This is a genomic window from Proteus sp. G2675, assembly GCF_963886535.1.
GTDB classification, from domain to species: Bacteria; Pseudomonadota; Gammaproteobacteria; order Enterobacterales; family Enterobacteriaceae; genus Proteus; species Proteus mirabilis.
On sequence record NZ_CAWPCB010000015.1, the window covers coordinates 25,515 to 45,415 of the forward strand.

14 protein-coding genes are annotated in these 19,901 nt (G+C 38.8%); 8 read left to right on the forward strand and 6 right to left on the reverse strand.

Annotated features, from left to right (window positions below):
* Positions 1–20: 20 nt before the first annotated feature.
* From AACQ49_RS04490 to ppsR, 5 genes are all read right to left on the reverse strand, one after another.
* Complete coding sequence (locus AACQ49_RS04490) at positions 21–2,063, reverse strand: TonB-dependent hemoglobin/transferrin/lactoferrin family receptor (protein WP_004248181.1); 2,043 nt, start codon at positions 2,061–2,063, stop codon at positions 21–23.
* A gap of 79 nt (positions 2,064–2,142) precedes the next feature.
* Entirely contained in the window at positions 2,143–4,377 is a 2,235-nt protein-coding gene (locus AACQ49_RS04495) for a TonB-dependent receptor domain-containing protein (RefSeq protein ID WP_049202923.1), read from the reverse strand.
* A gap of 74 nt (positions 4,378–4,451) precedes the next feature.
* Positions 4,452–4,676 (reverse strand): hemin uptake protein HemP, encoded by a 225-nt coding sequence (gene hemP / locus AACQ49_RS04500; RefSeq protein WP_004243175.1) that lies wholly within the window; start codon positions 4,674–4,676, stop codon positions 4,452–4,454.
* 214 nt (positions 4,677–4,890) lie between these two features.
* The gene (locus AACQ49_RS04505) at positions 4,891–5,940 is read right to left on the reverse strand and encodes a 3-deoxy-7-phosphoheptulonate synthase (protein WP_004243174.1); all 1,050 of its coding nucleotides are present in this window, start codon (positions 5,938–5,940) and stop codon (positions 4,891–4,893) included.
* A 120-nt stretch (positions 5,941–6,060) separates the two neighbouring features.
* Positions 6,061–6,927 carry a posphoenolpyruvate synthetase regulatory kinase/phosphorylase PpsR gene (gene ppsR / locus AACQ49_RS04510; RefSeq protein ID WP_004243173.1) on the reverse strand — a complete coding sequence of 289 codons (867 nt, stop codon included), beginning with the start codon at positions 6,925–6,927 and terminating at the stop codon, positions 6,061–6,063.
* A 218-nt stretch (positions 6,928–7,145) separates the two neighbouring features.
* Between ppsR and ppsA the strand changes: the two genes are divergently transcribed.
* Positions 7,146–9,521, forward strand: a complete 2,376-nt coding sequence (ppsA, locus tag AACQ49_RS04515) for a phosphoenolpyruvate synthase (RefSeq protein WP_004243172.1) — start codon at positions 7,146–7,148, stop codon at positions 9,519–9,521.
* Between the two features lie 453 nt (positions 9,522–9,974).
* On the opposite strand, the gene ydiK is transcribed toward ppsA, so the two are convergent.
* Complete coding sequence (ydiK, locus tag AACQ49_RS04520) at positions 9,975–11,087, reverse strand: AI-2E family transporter YdiK (RefSeq protein ID WP_004243171.1); 1,113 nt, start codon at positions 11,085–11,087, stop codon at positions 9,975–9,977.
* Positions 11,088–11,304: 217 nt separating this feature from the next.
* Between ydiK and ydiJ the strand changes: the two genes are divergently transcribed.
* The 7 genes from ydiJ (at position 11,305) to sufD (ending at position 19,896) form a co-directional block, all read left to right on the forward strand.
* Positions 11,305–14,361, forward strand: coding sequence for a D-2-hydroxyglutarate dehydrogenase YdiJ (gene ydiJ / locus AACQ49_RS04525; protein WP_161778905.1), 3,057 nt, complete (start codon positions 11,305–11,307; stop codon positions 14,359–14,361).
* Entirely contained in the window at positions 14,358–14,771 is a 414-nt protein-coding gene (locus AACQ49_RS04530) for a hotdog fold thioesterase (protein WP_004243169.1), read from the forward strand. The genes ydiJ and AACQ49_RS04530 overlap by 4 nt, the downstream gene beginning before the upstream one ends.
* A gap of 150 nt (positions 14,772–14,921) precedes the next feature.
* A complete protein-coding gene (locus AACQ49_RS04535) occupies positions 14,922–15,533 on the forward strand; it encodes a hypothetical protein (RefSeq protein WP_020945721.1) in 612 nt (203 codons plus the stop codon).
* Between the two features lie 407 nt (positions 15,534–15,940).
* Positions 15,941–16,309, forward strand: a complete 369-nt coding sequence (gene sufA / locus AACQ49_RS04540; protein ID WP_004248176.1) for a Fe-S cluster assembly scaffold SufA — start codon at positions 15,941–15,943, stop codon at positions 16,307–16,309.
* A gap of 17 nt (positions 16,310–16,326) precedes the next feature.
* Positions 16,327–17,823: a Fe-S cluster assembly protein SufB gene (gene sufB, locus AACQ49_RS04545; RefSeq protein ID WP_004243165.1), complete on the forward strand. Its 1,497-nt coding sequence runs from the start codon at positions 16,327–16,329 to the stop codon at positions 17,821–17,823.
* A gap of 44 nt (positions 17,824–17,867) precedes the next feature.
* Positions 17,868–18,614 (forward strand): Fe-S cluster assembly ATPase SufC, encoded by a 747-nt coding sequence (gene sufC, locus AACQ49_RS04550; RefSeq protein WP_004243163.1) that lies wholly within the window; start codon positions 17,868–17,870, stop codon positions 18,612–18,614.
* Positions 18,589–19,896, forward strand: coding sequence for a Fe-S cluster assembly protein SufD (sufD, locus tag AACQ49_RS04555; protein ID WP_004250980.1), 1,308 nt, complete (start codon positions 18,589–18,591; stop codon positions 19,894–19,896). Before sufC ends, sufD begins: the two co-directional genes overlap by 26 nt.
* The last annotated feature ends 5 nt before the right edge of the window (positions 19,897–19,901 follow it).

The window sequence follows — 19,901 nt, forward strand, 5'->3', positions numbered from 1 at the left end:
TTCGTTTATTTTATTGTTAATTACCATTGATAACTCACCAGTACTTTTGCATTGCGCCCCTCTTGAGGAATACCCGCAGAAGAGTAGTATTTTTTATCAAATGCATTACCCAGTACCAGTGAGGTTGTTAGCCCTGTTAATGAAGCACTACCTTCATAACGGAGGTAGAAATCATTGACACCATAACCCGCTTGTTGGCGATTGGTCGGGCGATTAAAGCGATCATGTTTTGTAAAATCTGTTTTTTTAGTGAATTGTCCCACCCAACCTACAGAAAAATCACTATTGGGTACGGGAATATCGAGGCGACTGGTTAATGTATCTGGCTCAATAGAGGTAATAGAGGCATTACTGGCATTATCTTTTCCTTTTGTATGGTTATAAGCCAAATCCCAACTAAAGAACTTCGATTGATAATTCATCTCGATATCCCAACCCCAAATAGTTGCTCTTGGAATATTCGTCGATTGTGTATATCCCTGAAAAATAGCGACATCTGTATCAATATAATCTTTTGCACGCGTATTGAAATGGGCAGCTTTAATTTTCAGATTATCATTATTAGATAATAAGTCGTCGAATTGAAAACCGAACCCGTATTCAGTTGTTGAATTGGTTTCGGGCTTTAAATTAGGGTTAGGGCGCCAGTAATTGGTTGGTGCTCCGGGGAATGGGGCATCAAAATGTTTAGCATCGTTATACATCTCGCCAATTGTTGGTGCTCTAAAAGCTTGAGCATAAGAGGTATAAAGCATTAACCAATCTGTGGGTGTAATACTAACAGCTCCTTTTGATGACCATTTATCAGCGCTGATGTCATCATAACGATCATTTTGACTGCTATATTTATCAAACCTTGTACCGACGATGAATGAAATGGGTACATCACGTAAAGTCATTTCATCTTGTAACCAGCCTGACATAAAACGAATATCTGCTTTAGGGAAGCTTTCGGCATTTGCACTGGGTGATTGCTTTTGCTTATAGATCTCACCGCCATAAGTTAAAGCGTGAGCAGCAAAGGGGTAGGTGGCTAATTGAGTACGATTTTCAAGTTTAATGCCATAGGTTTTTTGCTCTCTACCTTCAAATCCTTTTTGTTGTGTTTTCGCATTAATATCTACCTCGCTGTAATAGGCTTGTGTTTTTAGGTTAATCCATGACATATCACTAGGATGATATTGATAGGTTAACTGTGCATCTTTTTGTGTTGTAGTACGATTTGTCGCTACATTAGCCGGTGTTGGGTTATTGGCGAGTTGTGGATCCTTAGGCTGTTGTGCGTTGTTATGATAATAGCGTAATTGGCCACTTAACGTATTGCTATCATCAATAAACCAACGTCCTTTAGATAATAAGTTAATGATTGTTTCATCGTTTTGCGCACGATAACCGCCTCCATAGCGAGTTGTACCTTTATCACGAGCGGAGAGGGCGAGTAATCCATCGAAATTGTCTTGTTGACCAAAAGCGGTAATGCCAAATCCTTGACTCTGTTGTGCCGTATTACCAAGGGCGGTAACACGCACACCACCATGTTCATTTTTTGCAAGCAAGTCGCTGGCATCAACGGTATCATATGCCACAACCCCACCGAGGGCACCGCTTCCATATAAAAGTGCTGAAGGGCCACGAACCACTTCAACTTGTTTAATGAGTAGAGGATCGACAAAAATACTGTCAATATGACCTGTATCAGTACCTTGGCGTATGCCATCTACTAGTGTCAAAACACCGTTACTACTGTAGCCACGCATACTGATAGTTTCACCGTTTGTGCGGCCAGCTCCTGATATTGAAATGCCCGGTATATGACGCAACAACTCCGTGGCACTTCCAGCCGTTTCTGTCAAAGCACTGTTATTTTTTATGACGGTCGACATCATTGGTAATGTAAAGCTATCTCGCTCGTTACCTGTTGCATAAACCGTTATTATTTGTGTGTTTCTCTCCCCGCTATTTTTTTCTCCATAGATTTGATTTTTATTTTCAGCGAATGCACTGCTAATCGCTGTTGCAACAACTAAAACACTCACCTTTATGCATCGCGATGATTGAGACATACAGGTCGATCTCCGTTATTAAAATGGGCTGCTAAACTCAACAGCCCGTTATGATAAAAATCATTGCTCTTTTTATTGTTTACCAGCGATAACTGACAGACATTTTGATATTTCTAGCTTCTTGAGGCACACCTACCGTTGAGTAATACACTTTGTTGAATGCATTATCGAGTACCAATGAGGCTTGTATATCTTTATTATTGGATTGATAGTTGACTGCAAAACTATGCACACCATAGCCAGGGTATTGCTGAAGATCTTCTTTTAATCGAGTAGTCACTTCCTCTGAACCAGGGTATTTATGTGTGCCTTTTTTGGCCGTTGGACCGGCAAACTTTCCTGACCAAGCAACAGAAAATGGTGTTTTGATAATGGGTACATTTATAAAAGCGGTTAATGTTTCAGGACGCACCATTGAAATAGTCTCTAGAGACGACAGTTCCAAGGTTTTAGTTTGATTGTAATTTACCCCCATAGCGATGTATGGATGAGAATATAGCAATCTTAAATCAAAGCCGTGAATAAGCGCTTTAGGCAAGTTAACTGATTGAAATAATAAAGGTTCACGAGCATCTTTAATGGGAGATAACGCAATATGACTATTTTTTAATTGGATAGGCTTACGACTATGATACCACTGTTGATAAGTAATGTGGTCAATTGATTCAGTGCTGTAATATGAAGCTTTAATGTTTAGCTGGTCATTGGTAAAAAGCAACGCATTTTTTTGTAAATTGATACCATGTTCCCATGTTCTATTCGTCTCTGGTTCTAATGTGGAATTTGGAACCCAACGAGCATCATAGCTTTTCTTATTAAAAGGGGAAATTATAGTGAAATGTACTGAGTCATTATACATTTCGCTTAAAGTCGGCGCCCTAAAGGCAACAGAATAAGAAGAATAGATCTGTAACCATTTGGTCAGTGTGAGACGTAACGCAATATTTTTAGAAATATTTTGATATGTTTCTTGATATTTGTCGGCGGAGGTCATGTCTCCTTTTTTATTTAAGTCTTTGTAGTAATCTAAAGTTTTACTGTTATCAGGGACATTTTGATAATAGTTGTAACGAAGACCCGCAATTAAAGTAATGGGTAATAGAGGGGTATTGAACGTGTTATGAACCCAACCTGAGGCATTATCCATATGTGATAAAGGGAAATTTTTAGCCTTATTATTCGATACCATCTTCTGTTTTTCAGCATCAATGCCGATAATCACAGATTGAGTCAACCTATCTTGAAAGTAATTTAAATTAAAGGCGTTTTCTACTTTCATACCATAGGTATATTGGGTACGTTTTTCAGAATTACCTAGCACACTTTCTATGTCTGGATATATTTCTTTGCGTGTATCCGTCAGAAACGTATGCGCAATTTTAAACTGAGAATAATAAAGTTGAGTGCTCAGATCGAGCCAATCATAATTATTTGGATTTAAATGATAGGTGAGTGAGATATCATTTTGTTTGGTGGCTCGATACATATTATTACTGTCTCTTTTTCCAAACCCTCCCATTCGATTTAAAACTTCTCTTTGCTCTCCTGCATTATTATATTGACGGGCAGAAAAAATAACGGTTTGTTCCTCTGTAGGGTAAACATAGGCTTTTGCAAAATAATTTTTGATACGTTCGTGGTTATTTAATATTGAGTCATCAGCAATACGTATCGGGCCACGCTCTCTTTGGCTATAAGCCAATAACCCTTCCACTAACTGATGTCTACCTGCGATCACACCACCATAAGAAAAATGTTTATCCGCAGAAGAGAATGAGCTAAATAATTTAGCACCAAGGTTTTTATTGGCGTCTAATAATTCATTTGGATGGAGAGTTGAGAACGATACAACGCCACCTAGCGCGCCACTTCCATGTTTAACCGAAGAGCCACCATGTTTGACTTTAACGCGCGAAATAAGTGAAGGTTCAATAAAAAGGCCACCAAGCTTGTTCATAGTATTATCAATAGGTTGATGAATACCATCCACAAAGATTTTGACACCTCTTTGATCGTAACCACGCATCATAATATTGCCACCATTGGTGATCCCCGTTCCTGATACGGTGATCCCCGGGATTTGTTTTAACAATTGCCCCGTGGTAGATGCGGTTTGAGCTTGTGCTGAACGGGTATCGACGACAGATTGAAAATCCGTTATTTGATTGTCTTGTTGCCCAATAACAGTCAATGTATCTGTCTCTACTTTTTCAATATGAGCAAAAGTAGTCGGCGCGTATAACAGACAAATTGCTGTAGCTAATGTGGAGTATTTGAAATTTCTTTTCAGCATAGACATACCATTAATATCCATAAAAGTCCTTGTATATGGAGTGAATTAGCTGGCTGCCTAGCAAAATAGGTGGCTTGCGAAAAGGGATTAAATATTTATTTTGTTAGGATAAGTTTTCCTGTTTTTGTTTGGCGTAACTGATACAACTCTCCGTTATGTTGAATATAAACCACGCCCGATTTACCCAGTAATTCTATGCTATTTATAGATTGAATGACTGGGGAGCTTGTTTCACGTGTTATCGATGAATCGTTTAAATTATGAACATTTTTATTCATTTCAATAGCAATACTGATAGAGGTTATGATTATGATAATCATTATCGTTATCAGAGTATTTTAGACAAGCTTTTTTTAACGTAAACGTCTAAATTTAAGATGATTAGTAACAAAAGAACAACAAAAATAGGGTGTTAGAATAAAAATCATACAGTTGATTAGCGTGGGAGAAGATAAAGCTTAATCTTAATGAAGATGGATAACGACTTTTTGTGTAAGTTAAAAAGGAGAGGTAACACTCTCCTTTTTGGCGATATTATTTAAATCGACTTTCAACCGCTTGAGCTAATAATTCCAGTAATTGTTCGGTATCTTCCCAACTGAGACAAGGATCAGTGATAGATTGTCCATAGGTCAGCACCTTATCTGCTGTGACTTTCTGTGATCCCTCTTGTAAAAAGCTTTCTGCCATAACACCGACAATAGCTTGTGAACCATCCGTAATTTGTTGAGCGACATTGCGTGCAACTTCAAGTTGGCGACGATGAATTTTTTCACAATTACCATGGCTAAAATCGATGACCAAGTGTTCAGGTAAATCAAGTTGTTTCAGTGCATCAACAGCATCTGCTACATCACTGGCATGATAATTAGGCTTTTTACCGCCACGCATAATAATATGACCGTAGGGATTTCCGCTAGTTTGGTAAATTGTCATACGTCCCGTTTTATCAGGTGATAAAAAAGTGTGACTGGCACGAGCGGCACGAATGGCATCTATCGCAATGCGTATATTACCGTCAGTGCCATTTTTAAATCCCACAGGGCAAGAGAGGGCGGAGGCCATTTCACGGTGAACTTGACTCTCTGTTGTTCTTGCCCCGATTGCTCCCCAGCTGATTAAATCTGCAATATATTGCCCCGTGACCATATCAAGAAATTCAGTGGCTGTGGGGAGTCCTAATGCGTTGATCTCAATTAGCAGTTTCCTTGCAATACGAATGCCTTCATTAACATTACAAGAGTTATCAAGGAAAGGATCAGAAATAAGGCCTTTCCAACCAATAACGGTACGCGGTTTTTCAAAATAGGTTCTCATCACGATTTCTAGACGGTCATGAAAACGCGCTTTTTGTTGATTTAGTTTTGTTGCGTACTCTTTAGCCGCCTTGGGATCATGTATAGAGCAAGGGCCAATAATAACTAATAGTCGTTTATCTTCACCAGTGAGAATAGCTTCAATGCGTTGACGGGCAGAAGTGATATTACTGATAATCTCTTGTGAGATGGGTAACTCATTAGCTAACGTTTCCGGCGTTACTAGGCTGGCTAAAGCCTTTGTCCGTAATTCGTCTGTTTTTAACATAATTTATCTCAATAAAAATACAGGGTAAGTCTACCCAGTGATTAAGATCACAATAAACGAAATTCAGCTAATTTCAACACTGTTATTGGTGAAAAATAAATAAAAAATGACTTACGGTCTCTAGAACATTCTTCTGGCTAATCCCATAGAATCAATTACCTTAGTGGAAATTTCTTCAACAGAGTAGTTTGTCGTATTTAGGTAAGGAATGTTATTTTTCCTAAATAGCGCTTCAACTTCCGCTAATTCAATACGACATTGACGAATAGATGCATAACGACTGTTTTCACGACGTTCGCTACGGATAGCAGCAAGGCGTTCTGGGGCAATGGTTAAGCCAAACAATTTATGTTGATACTCTTTTAATTCAGGAGGCAATTTTAAAAAATCCATATCATCAGCAGTAAAAGGGTAATTAGCCGCTTGAATGCCAAATTGCATCGCTAAATATAAACTGGTAGGGGTTTTACCGCAGCGTGAGACACCGATTAAGATCACTTGCGCCTGGTCGAGATTGCGTAAAGAGATCCCATCATCATGAGATAAAGTGTATTCAATAGCAGCAATTCGAGCATCATATTTGCTGAGATTTTTTTCTGTTAAACCGTGCGTTTTATTTAATTGAGGTAGCGCTTGAACGCCAATTTCTTTTTCTAAGGGGAGAACTAATGACTGCACAATATCCTGACAGAATCCTTCACTACTATTTATTATTCGTTTTACGTCAGGACTAATAATAGAGTAGAAAACCAGAGGCTTGGCGCCACTTTTTTTATAAATTTCATTAATCTTATTTTTTATTTCTTCCGCTCTTTCTACAGAAGATACAAAAGGTAAGGTATAGCTTTTCATTTTTAATGGGAATTGTGAGAGTACCGCATGGCCTAAGACTTCTGCGGTAATAGCGGTGCCGTCAGAGATAAAAAAAACAGTTCTATCAACAAGTTCATTATTATCACAGTTAATTGAATTCAAACTTAATATCATTCCTCTCACCTTTTTTTTAGCTGAATTAGCAATTCAGACAATATTATCTATAGTATTTTTAGTGATTATAAAGGATAAAAAAATAAAGTTTTCTGGTTGATCGATTCACCTTTCTATATTCTCCATAACATTGTGATAGGCTTATTTATGTTGTCGTTTTGACAGCGGGTTTTTCTTTTTTTTCTCTCTCTCATTTGTTTAAAAAAGGATTGTTCTCAATGTCCAGCAATAGCCTCACCCCGTGCAATGTACTTTGGTATAACCAATTGGGTATGAATGACGTTGATCGTGTTGGTGGGAAAAATGCTTCCCTCGGTGAAATGATCACTAATCTTGCGGAACTGGGTGTGTCTGTTCCTAATGGATTTGCCACCACAGCGCAAGCGTTTAATGATTTTCTGGAACAAAGTGGTATTAATCAGCGTATTTATGAGCTGCTCGATAGTATTGATGTTGATGATGTTAATCAATTAGCACAAGCGGGTAACCAAATTCGCCAATGGGTGATTGATACACCTTTTACCCCTCAGTTTGAGAAAGATATTCGTGATGCTTATCAGACCTTAAGTGAAGGTGAATCTGAAGCCTCATTTGCAGTACGATCATCAGCAACCGCTGAAGATATGCCTGATGCTTCTTTTGCCGGCCAACAAGAGACATTTTTAAACGTTCAAGGTATCGATGCAATTTTAGTTGCGATTAAACACGTGTTTGCTTCACTGTTTAATGATCGCGCAATTTCTTATCGTGTTCACCAAGGCTATGATCACCGCGGTGTTGCTTTATCTGCAGGTGTCCAACGTATGGTTCGCTCTGATTTAGCTTCATCAGGGGTGATGTTTACTATTGATACTGAATCAGGCTTTGATCAAGTAGTCTTTATTACCTCTGCTTATGGTTTAGGGGAAATGGTGGTTCAGGGGGCAGTTAACCCAGATGAATTCTATGTTCATAAACCAACTTTGGCGAAAGGTTTACCGGCAATTGTGCGCCGTAACCTAGGTTCTAAAAAGATCCAAATGGTTTATGCCGATAGCATTGAGCATGGTAAACAAGTCCGTATTGAAGATACGCCAGAAGCATTGCGCAATCGTTTCTCTTTAACTGATGATGAAGTGCAAGAGCTAGCAAAACAAGCGGTATTGATTGAACAACATTATGGACGTCCAATGGATATCGAGTGGGCTAAAGATGGTCATAATGGTCGTCTATATATTGTTCAAGCGCGTCCAGAAACAGTTCGTTCTAACCAACAAGTTATGGAACGCTATCAGTTAAATGAAACAGGCACTGTGATTGTAGAAGGTCGTGCAATTGGTCATCGTATTGGTAGTGGTACGGTTAAGGTTATCCATAACTTAAGTGAGATGGATAGAATAGAGGCGGGTGATGTGTTGGTCACCGATATGACAGATCCTGATTGGGAGCCTATCATGAAAAAAGCCTCTGCGATTGTGACTAATCGTGGTGGAAGAACATGTCATGCGGCAATTATTGCTCGTGAATTAGGTATTCCAGCAGTGGTAGGTTGTGGCGATGCGACGGAGTGTATTAGCGAAGGGCAAGTGGTCACCGTCTCTTGTGCTGAAGGGGATACCGGATTTGTTTATGATGGGAAACTCGATTTTTCTATTCAAAGCTCCGCAATCGATAACATGCCAGAACTTGGCTTAAAAATCATGATGAACGTCGGTAATCCTGATCGCGCCTTTGACTTTGCTGGGTTACCAAATGATGGGGTAGGCCTTGCGCGTTTAGAGTTTATTATCAACCGTATGATTGGTGTGCATCCTCGCGCTTTACTCGAATACGAAGATCAAACAGATGCACTAAAAGCTGAAATTGATGAAATGATGGCGGGTTATGCATCACCTGTTGAATATTATATTGGTAAATTAACCGAAGGTATCGCAACACTCGCTGCAGCATTCTGGCCAAAACGTGTCATTGTTCGCTTGTCTGATTTTAAATCAAATGAGTATGCAAACTTAGTCGGTGGCGATCGCTATGAGCCTGATGAAGAAAACCCTATGTTAGGTTTCCGTGGTGCGGGTCGTTACGTATCGGATGATTTCCGTCGTTGTTTTGCACTCGAGTGTGAAGCAGTGAAACGTGTGCGTAATGAGATGGGATTAACTAACGTGGAAGTGATGATCCCATTTGTACGTACGGTGCGCCAAGCAGAAGAAGTGATAGATGAGTTAGCACGTAATGGTTTAAAACGTGGTGAGAATGGCTTAAAAGTGATTATGATGTGTGAAATTCCATCCAATGCTTTATTAGCCGATCAATTCTTGGCTCATTTTGATGGTTTCTCTATCGGCTCTAATGATATGACTCAGTTAACATTGGGCTTAGATCGTGATTCTGGTGTCGTCTCATCACTGTTTGATGAACGTAATGATGCGGTAAAAGCGCTATTATCTATGGCAATTCAATCAGCGAAACGTCAAGGTAAATATGTCGGGATCTGCGGACAGGGCCCTTCTGACCATGAAGATTTTGCACAATGGTTAATGGAAGAGGGTATTGATAGCTTATCTTTAAACCCAGATACCGTTATTAAAACCTGGGTGAAATTAGCACAACAATAATTATATTATTATTGAATAATTAAAAGCTCACAAAATAATGTGAGCTTTTTTTATACTATTTATAAATAATAGATAAAAAAAAAGCCTATCATGGGCTGACAGGCAAAGACTACACACAGCAATATTTTATATACTTTGGTCTCGCCTTTTAATCTATTAATAAAATAGGCAAAACCATTAATTAAATGAAACATTCGTTTCGATGAGATTTATATTAAGAGAAATGAGTTAATTATTCTCTAAGAATTATCTCAATCAAAAAAATATTAGGATATTAAGAAGTGAATATAACTCGCTGGTAGCAAACAGGTTTAAAAAAATAAGAATTGTTTCAAATTGTAAATTTCAAGATATAAAAATAATAAAATACTCATAAATTGATAATCTTTATTAAAGTTTTAAGTAATACTTATAAAGCATGTAAGTGTTGATACTTACATGCTTTTATATTATTTACTCTTTTTCTATAAAGTTTTTATTCATAAATTCTACAGTTTCTGTTAAATCTGGATCGGGTTTAGGAACTTCATTGATCCACGCATTCAATAAACTGTGTGCTACGGCTAATACAACAGGGCCAATAAACAGACCAATCATACCGAGTGTTAAAATACCACCGATAACACCGGTCAAAATCAGTACCATAGGTAGGTCAGCTCCCATTTTGATGAGGAATGGACGTAGTACACCATCCATCGTCGCCACAATCCCACCCCAAATGATCATGACGATACCCCATGTAGTATCACCGGTCCAAAATAGCCATAGAATAGAAGGAACCAGAACGAACAAAGGTCCTAATTGCGCAAGGCAGCAAATAAACATCAATACCGTTAACACTGTGGCATAAGGCACACCCGAAATACCTAAGCCAATACCACCAATAACGGCTTGGATCAGCGCAGTTAACACCACACCCAGCGCCACTGCGCGAATTGACATGGAGGCTAATAAAATGGCTGCATCACCCCGTTGTCCGGCAAGACGCACAGCAAAATGGCGTAACCAAGCAACAACATTTTCACCTTGTAAAAAGAGTAATCCTGAAAAAAGTAACATGACAACTAAGTGAAGCGCAAAACGGCCAATATTTAAGGCTTGTGCAAAGAACCAATTTGCTGCTTGTCCAATATAGGGTTGGATCTTCGCCATTAAGGCATTACCACCAGAAACGAGAATAGAGTGCCAAGTTTCATAGAGCGTATTACCAACCATGGGGATCTCTTTTAACCATAGTAGTTGTGGTGGTTGAATATCTGAAGGTGATTTTGCTAGTTCAATCAATGGAGCACTGTTATCAATAACACTACTAATTAACAAAATAATCGGAATGACGAAAATCAGTAATATTAAAATCATCATGATCATGGTTGATAGCCAGCGATATTTTACTCGTTTTTCTAAAATAATGAGTAAAGGCCAAGTGGCAACCACTATCATGCCAGCCCAAATAAAACCAACGATAAAAGGATTCAGGATCCAAAAACTACCGATAATAAAAAAAGAAATAAAAAGAACGGTGAATAAAATTTTGGGTATATCTGTATGGATCTGCGGTTTTTCCATGATTTTAAATCCCTACACGAATAAAATGCTAAAAGCAGATGAATAAACATGGCAAATATCATGTTGTTTATGTCACTACGCAATTTGCCAGAATTGTATGATAAGGTGAACAGGTATCGGTCTGAAAGTGCAAATTCAAATTATTGCACCTCTTGGCATACATTGAGATAGTTTTAATAAAGCAATGTGGATAAATTAGATTAAAGAGCTATAACAAATGATCCCACGTATATCGCAAGCACCGCAAGTCAGTGAACTCACAACCGAATTTTTAAATACACTCCGACAAAATGGTTTTACAGGTGATATATCGAGCACTTATGCCGATAGACTCACTATGGCAACAGATAACAGTATTTATCAGTTGCTACCACAGGCGGTTATTTTTCCTCGTTCCACAGCGGATGTGACTATTGTAGCACGTTTAGTGGATGAACCTCGTTTTCATTCCCTCTCTTTGACACCAAGAGGTGGCGGAACCGGCACTAATGGTCAAGCGTTAACCGAGGGGATCGTGGTGGATTTATCTCGTTATATGAAACGTATTATTGAGATAAACCCAGAACAGCGATGGGTAAAGGTAGAAGCCGGTGTGATAAAAGATGAACTTAATCTGTTTTTAAAACCCTATGGCTTCTTTTTTGCGCCAGAACTGTCTACCAGTAATCGTGCGACATTAGGGGGAATGATCAATACCGATGCCTCAGGGCAAGGCTCTATGGTATATGGCAAAACCTCCGATCATGTATTAGGCGTCAGAGCCGTTTTGCTAGGCGGAGAATTGCTTGAAACTCGCGCGATGGACAGCGCTTTAGCTGAAACTATTGCGAAAGAAGATTCTGCTGTTGGTCGGATATATCAAACGGTATTATCCCGTTGCAAAGCACAACGTCAGCTTATTCTCGAAAAATTCCCTAAACTGAATCGCTTTTTAACGGGCTATGATTTACGCCATGTGTTTAGCGATGACATGAAGCATTTTGATCTTACGCGTATTCTAACCGGCTCAGAAGGGACTTTGGCCTTTATTACCGAGGCAACACTCGATATTACCCCCATTCCAAAGCAGCGCAGTTTAGTGAATGTGAAGTATGACTCATTTAATTCCGCATTGCGTAACGCGCCGTTTTTAGTAAAAGCAAAGGCGCTTTCTGTTGAAACTGTTGACTCCAAAGTATTAAACCTTGCTCGAGAAGATATTGTCTGGCATTCCGTTAATGCATTGATTACGGATGTGCCCGATAAAGATATGCAAGGGCTAAATATTGTTGAGTTTGCCGGTGATGATAAAACACTGATTGCCTCACAAGTGGAGGATTTATGTCAGCGCTTAGATAAGCTGATGAATAATGGCGAAGGGGGCGTTATCGGTTATCAGGTTTGTGATAACCTCGCCGATATTAACCGTATTTATGCCATGCGTAAAAAAGCAGTAGGGCTATTAGGTAATGCTAAAGGGCATGCTAAACCCATTCCTTTTGTTGAAGATACCTGTGTGCCACCAGAGCATTTAGCGGATTATATTACTGAATTTAGGGCATTACTTGATAGTTATCAGCTCAATTACGGCATGTTTGGTCATGTTGATGCTGGCGTATTGCATGTGAGACCTGCTTTAGATATGTGTGATCCGCAACAAGAACAACTCATGAAAACCATTTCTGATGAGATTGTTGCATTAACGGCGAAATATGGTGGCTTACTATGGGGGGAGCATGGAAAAGGCTTTAGAGCGCAATATAGTCCAGAATTCTTTGGCGAAACCCTTTATCACGAATTACGTCAAATAAAAACGGTGTTCGATCCTCGAAATAGACTTAACCCAGGGAAAATATGTCCTCCTCTTGAGGTTGAGGCGCCAATGAAACAGGTCGATGCTATTAAACGCGGCACATTTGATCGCACCATTCCTGTATCGGTTCGCGAAGATTTTCGCGGTGCATTAGAGTGTAATGGTAATGGATTATGTTTTAACTTTGATGTTAAAAGTCCAATGTGTCCTTCTATGAAAATAACTGGACAACGTATTCATTCACCTAAAGGCAGAGCGACATTAGTCAGAGAGTGGTTACGTCTACTTACAGAGCAAGGAGTAAGCCCTCAGCAGTTAGAAACAAGTCTTACAAATAACAAACCTAGCTTACGGGGATTGATTGAAAAAACACGCAATACATGGAAAGCTAAACGTGGAGAATATGATTTCTCTCATGAGGTTAAAATAGCAATGAATGGTTGTTTAGCCTGTAAAGCGTGCTCTACACAATGCCCGATTAAAATTGACGTGCCATCATTTAGAGCCAAATTTACTCAGTTATATCATCAACGCTATCTACGTCCGCTAAAAGATCATATTGTGGCAAATGTCGAACTCACCACACCGTTAATGGCAAAAGTACCAAGTCTGTTTAATTTCTTTATTAAGCAACCATTGGTGCAATCGTTGAGTAAACGTACTATTGGTATGGTAGATCTGCCTCTATTGTCATCTCCGACATTAAAGCAGCAGTTAGCTGGACATAGCGCGTTAACGATGACCTTGGAAGAGTTAGAGCAGTTATCAGAAAAGCAACGAAGCCATTATGTTATCGTGGTACAAGATCCATTTACCAGTTATTACGATGCTAAAGTAGTTGCTGACTTTATTAAATTGATTGAAAAAATTGGTTTTAAACCTGTGCTATTGCCTTTTTCACCTAACGGAAAAGCACAGCATATTAAGGGATTTTTACAGCAATTTAGTAAAACTGCACAAAAAACAGCAACGATGCTTAATCGAGTTGCACAGTTGTCCATTCCAATGGTAGGAGTCGACCCCGCTTTAGTCCTTTGCTACCGCGATGAATATCGGGAGATATTAGGGGATAAACGCGGTAACTTTAAGGTTCAACTGGTTCATGAGTGGCTAAATCAGTTAGTCAGTGAGCCGATTGAGATCTGCGAAGATGCTGAAAAATGGTATCTTTTTAGTCATTGTACTGAGTCAACGGCATTACCGCAAAGTATGCAACAGTGGCAAGCGATATTCCAACGTTATGGTCAACCACTTGAAGTGGTAACTACGGGGTGCTGTGGTATGGCGGGTACTTATGGGCATGAAGTGAATAACTATAAAAATTCATTGGGAATTTATCAACTGTCATGGGGAAATGCATTGAAAACACTCCCTACAGCACGTTGCTTGAGTACCGGATATTCTTGTCGTAGCCAAGTAAAACGTATTGATAATATTGAGTTAAAACATCCACTACAGGCGCTTTTGGAGATTATGCAATGATATGGAAACGAAAAACAACATTAGGACAACTTAATCATATTAGCCCAAATAATATGGTGGGGCACCTTGGTATAGAACTCACCGCACTGGGTGAGGACTATCTTGAAGGCACCATGCCAGTAGATCAGCGTACTAAACAGCCTTTTGGTTTATTACATGGTGGGGCCTCTGTGGTATTAGCTGAAACCTTAGGGTCAATTGCTGGCTATTTATGCACAGAAGGTGAACAAAAAGTGGTGGGTTTAGAAATCAATGCCAACCATATGCGAGCAGTAAAAGAAGGGGTTGTAAAAGGTGTCTGTAAACCTATTCATTTAGGTCGTACACATCAAGTATGGTCAATAGAAATTTTTGATGACGCTGACCGTAAAGTCTGTATTTCACGTTTAACAACTGCGGTTATTGTTTAATTCGTTAATCAATAATAAACGTCTAAGGTTATTATTTCACTTTAGGCGTTTTTTATTTATTGAAATGAGGTCATGTGAAAAAATTATCTTTATTTAAGTTTAAATTTTAATGATAATTATTATCTTCATTATTATTAATAGTAAGAAAAAATGACATCAACCATTCTAAATTATAAAAGCGTTTTTATTTTAATCGGTAGTTTATTACTTACAGCATGTGATAACGAATCAACTCACAATAAGAGTGAAGAGATAATAAATTATCCTGTACGTACTATGTCGGGGTTTAATATCGCGTATCCAACTTCATTCTCATTAAATAGAGATGATACAGAACACTATTTTCAATTATTACCTGATCATGTCCAAGATGTCACATCACAGATGTTAGTTTATCAAGCCAAACCAGTATGCCAGTTATCAGAAGTTCGTTTAGTTTATTTTAAACTTGACGATATGATGAGTTATGATATTGATACTGGAGCACAGGGTATCGTTGATAATATTTCCACTATTGATGGCATGAAAGAAACTTCAACAACAATAAAGCCTTTCACAGTGTCAGAAATGCCAGCTCGACAAATTTTCTTTGAAGGAAAGTTGTCTAATCAGAAAGTGAGCTATGAAGGGGTATTAATTGCGGATACTAACACAAATCGTGTATGGCAATTACAATTTATTGCTGAAAATAAAAGTAATAATAATCAAGAAGTTATTGATTGCACTAATAGGTATGTGAATTCAATTAGTATCAATCAATAAGTCATAAAAGCACACAATACAATAAGAAGTTATCACAAAAGTGGTGCTATCTTACCTATCAGTATAAGCATAAAAAGAAAATATTTTGCGATTATCAATTGTTGATTTTTTATGCTTTTTCTCTACATTTCAGTGACAAAGGTATAAAATGTATTTGCTTTGCAACTTTTATGCGTATTGTGCGAAATAAAGGAATTTAAAAAAGTTTTATTTTTGTAATGAAAAAAGATAAAAATTGTTACATTTCAATTTATTAAGCGCTATATTTAACAATTAAAAAGCAAAAAAAGAGCAATTTTTAAACGATTTTATAATATCCTTTCAAAAGACAGGGTTGAAGTGATAAGGGTTATCATTACCATTAGAGTCAGGAAAGATATTAATCTCCTTTCGAAATGAGGTCAGTAATGACAAACAATGTTGAAACTTTTTCTCTAAATGATACTGCTTGGCAAGGCATTGTGCTGACTGATAGTGCAGCGAAACATATTTGCCAATTAGTGGAGAAAAACCCTGAAAGTCAGGGACTTTCCTTAAGTATTAAGCCATCAGGTTGTACGGGCTATGGTTATGTTATTGAGCTTGCAGCAGGCCCCTCAGAGGACGATCTTGTCTATGAACATAATGGTGCCAAGTTATTCGTTGCATTAAAAGCCATGCCATTCATTGATGGTTTAGTTGTTGATTATGTCCGTGAAGGACTTAATCAGATGTTTAAATTTAATAATCCTAAAGCTCAGAACGTCTGCGGATGTGGTGAGAGCTTTGGGGTATAACATAGTGAAGTCAGATTATGTCTCAGAGCAATGTTGAAATTGGTGATGAAGTTCAAGGCTGGCTCAGTGATCATCACTATAAAGAAGGGTTCTATACCGATATCTCAACCGATACGTTAGATAAAGGGTTGAATGAAGCGGTTGTGCGAGCTATTTCAGCTAAAAGAAATGAGCCAGAGTGGATGCTAGAGTTTCGTCTTGATGCTTATCGTCATTGGCTAGAGATGGAAGAGCCTCATTGGCTAAAAGCAGATTATCCATCGCTGAATTATCAAGATTATAGTTATTATTCAGCGCCATCTTGCGGTGCTTGTTGTGCCAATGGCAGTTGTGCTAGTGGTAACAATGAAGCTGTCTCAACACAAGAAACCCAAGATTATTTAACTAAAGAAGTTGAAGACGCATTTAATCAGTTAGGCGTGCCAGTAAGAGAAGGGCAGTCAGTGGCTGTAGATGCTATTTTTGACTCAGTATCGGTTTCTACCACTTATCGTGAAGAGCTAGCTAAACATGGTGTTATTTTCTGCTCCTTCGGTGAAGCGATTCAAGAATATCCCGAATTAGTACGCCAATATTTAGGTACAGTTGTTTCTAGCCACGATAACTATTTTGCGGCACTTAATGCGGCGGTCGCTTCTGATGGTACCTTTGTTTATATTCCTAAAGGTGTTCGCTGCCCTATGGAATTATCCACCTATTTTCGTATTAATGCGGCACAAACAGGCCAATTTGAACGTACGATTTTAATTGCGGATGAAGGAAGTTACGTCAGTTACATCGAAGGGTGTTCAGCACCTGTACGTGATAGCTATCAGCTGCATGCTGCCGTTGTTGAAGTTATCATTCATAAAGATGCCGAAGTGAAATATTCCACGGTACAAAACTGGTTCTCTGGCGGTGATAGCGAAGGCGGAATTCTTAACTTCGTCACTAAGCGTGCCCTTTGTGAAGGTGAGAACGCTAAAATGTCGTGGACTCAATCTGAAACAGGTTCAGCGATCACTTGGAAATACCCAAGTGTTATCTTAAAAGGAGATAATTCAACGGCTGAATTTTTCTCAGTGGCACTGACCAATGGTAACCAACAAGCTGACACGGGAACCAAGATGATCCACATCGGTAAAAATACCAAATCAACTATTATTTCTAAGGGTATTTCTGCGGGTAAAAGTCAAAATAGTTATCGCGGTTTGGTGAAAGTGTTACCTGGTGCGCAGAATGCACGTAACTACACACAATGTGACTCAATGTTAATTGGCACAGAGTGTGGTGCTCACACCTTCCCTTATGTTGAAGTCATGAATAACTCAGCACAATTAGAGCATGAAGCGACAACGTCACGTATTGGTGAAGATCAGTTATTTTACTGCCGTCAACGTGGATTAAGTGAAGACGATGCAATCTCAATGATTGTCAATGGATTTTGTAAGGACGTGTTCTCAGAATTACCGCTGGAATTTGCTGTAGAAGCACAAAAATTATTAGCAATCAGCTTAGAACATAGCGTTGGTTAACCATTAACCAAATTCTGGGTATAAAAATACCGAAGGCATATATTATGTTAGATATTAAAAATTTACATGTCAGTGTTGAAGGCAATGAAATTCTTAAAGGATTAGATTTGCAAGTACGTGCCGGCGAAGTGCACGCTATCATGGGGCCAAACGGTTCAGGTAAAAGTACATTATCCGCAACCTTAGCAGGTCGCGAAGAGTATGAAGTTGATGAAGGTAGTGTGACTTTTAAAAACAAAGATCTACTGGAATTAGAGCCTGAAGAGCGAGCGGGTGAAGGTATCTTTATGGCATTTCAATACCCAGTAGAGATCCCCGGTGTCAGTAACCAGTTTTTCTTACAATCCTCAGTCAATGCGGTAAGAGAATATCGAGGCCAAGAGCCGTTAGATCGCTTTGATTTTGAAGATTTTATTGAAGATAAAATCAAACTATTGGATATGCCTCAAGATTTGTTAACTCGTTCTGTTAACGTAGGTTTTTCCGGTGGTGAGAAAAAACGTAACGATATTTTGCAAATGGCTGCCCTTGAACCTGAACTGTGTATCTTAGATGAAACCGACTCAGGACTTGATATCGATGCGTTAAAAATTGTCGCTAATGGTGTCAATAGCTTACGTGATGGTAAACGCGCCTTTATCGTGGTGACTCACTATCAACGTATCCTTGATTATATTAAACCTGATTATGTGCATGTGCTTTACCAAGGAAAAATCATTAAATCAGGTGATTTTTCATTAGCACAAAAATTGGAGGAACAAGGTTATGGCTGGCTTATTGACCCTCAATGAGAAACGTGAAAAACAGCATCAAGTAGAACAGCGTAATCAACAGGCATTAAAACAATTCTCTGCGCTATATCAACAGCGTAAAGGGGAAGATAATTTAAATGCACGTAATCACTGGCTACAAGTGGAAAAAGTGGGTTTTCCAGCTTATCGACACGAAGATTGGCATTATACGCCATTAGATGAGACGCTCAGTCAGCAATATCAAATGTTGCCACCTTTTGAGGTACAAGATTTAATTGAGCAACGGGCGCTCTCATTTGATTGCTACCGTATCGTGATGGTTAATGGTGCATTTTCACCGGCTGAAAGTAGTCAAGATTTTGGTCCATACCAAGTGACATTACTGGATAACCAAAGTGAATTACCGCAAGCCATTAATGGTGAAGTGTTCTTGCATTTAGTTGAAAGTTTAGCGCAACAGCCGCTATTCATTACCTTGAAAAAAGGCGTAGTGGCAGATAAACCGCTTTATATCCTTAATATTACACAAGGTCATGCAGGGCAAGAAGTTAACAGTGCTAACTATCGTTTCCATCTTGATGTTGGCGCTAATGCTCAGATGCAAGTGATTGAACACTATATTAGCAGTGATGGTGAAAACCGCCATTTTACTGGGGCGAGATTAACCGCCACTATTGGTGATAATGCCTCGTTCAACCATATTAAACTTGGTTTTGAAAATGACATTAGCCAACATTTTGCCCATAACGATTTAAGCATTGGACGAGATGCTCGTGTTAATAGTTACGCATTCTTGTTGGGGAATAAACTGAGTCGTCACCATACTAGCGCTGCACTGACGGGTGAGAACAGTGAGCTATCAATGAATAGTGTGGTATTACCCAAAGCGAACGAAATTGCCGATACTCGTACTTGGCTCGTGCATGGTGAGAAAAATTGCCTAAGCCGTCAATTACATAAAAGTATTGCAATGGATGCAGGGAAAGCCGTATTTAATGGCATGATCACAGTCACCCCTCAAGCGCTGAAAACAGATGGTCAAATGACCAATAACAACTTGTTATTAGGTGATAAAGCACAAATTGATACTAAGCCACAACTTGAGATCTATGCTGATGATGTGAAATGTAGTCATGGTGCAACGGTTGGGCGTATTGATGATGAGCAACTATTTTATCTACGTTCACGAGGTATTGCGTTAAGTGAAGCTCGCAAAATGATCATTCATGCATTTGCTGCCGAATTAACGGAATCATTAGAAAATAGTGTGATCAAAACTCATGTTCTAGAGAGAATAAATCAACGCTTATCAGAGGTATAAAAAGG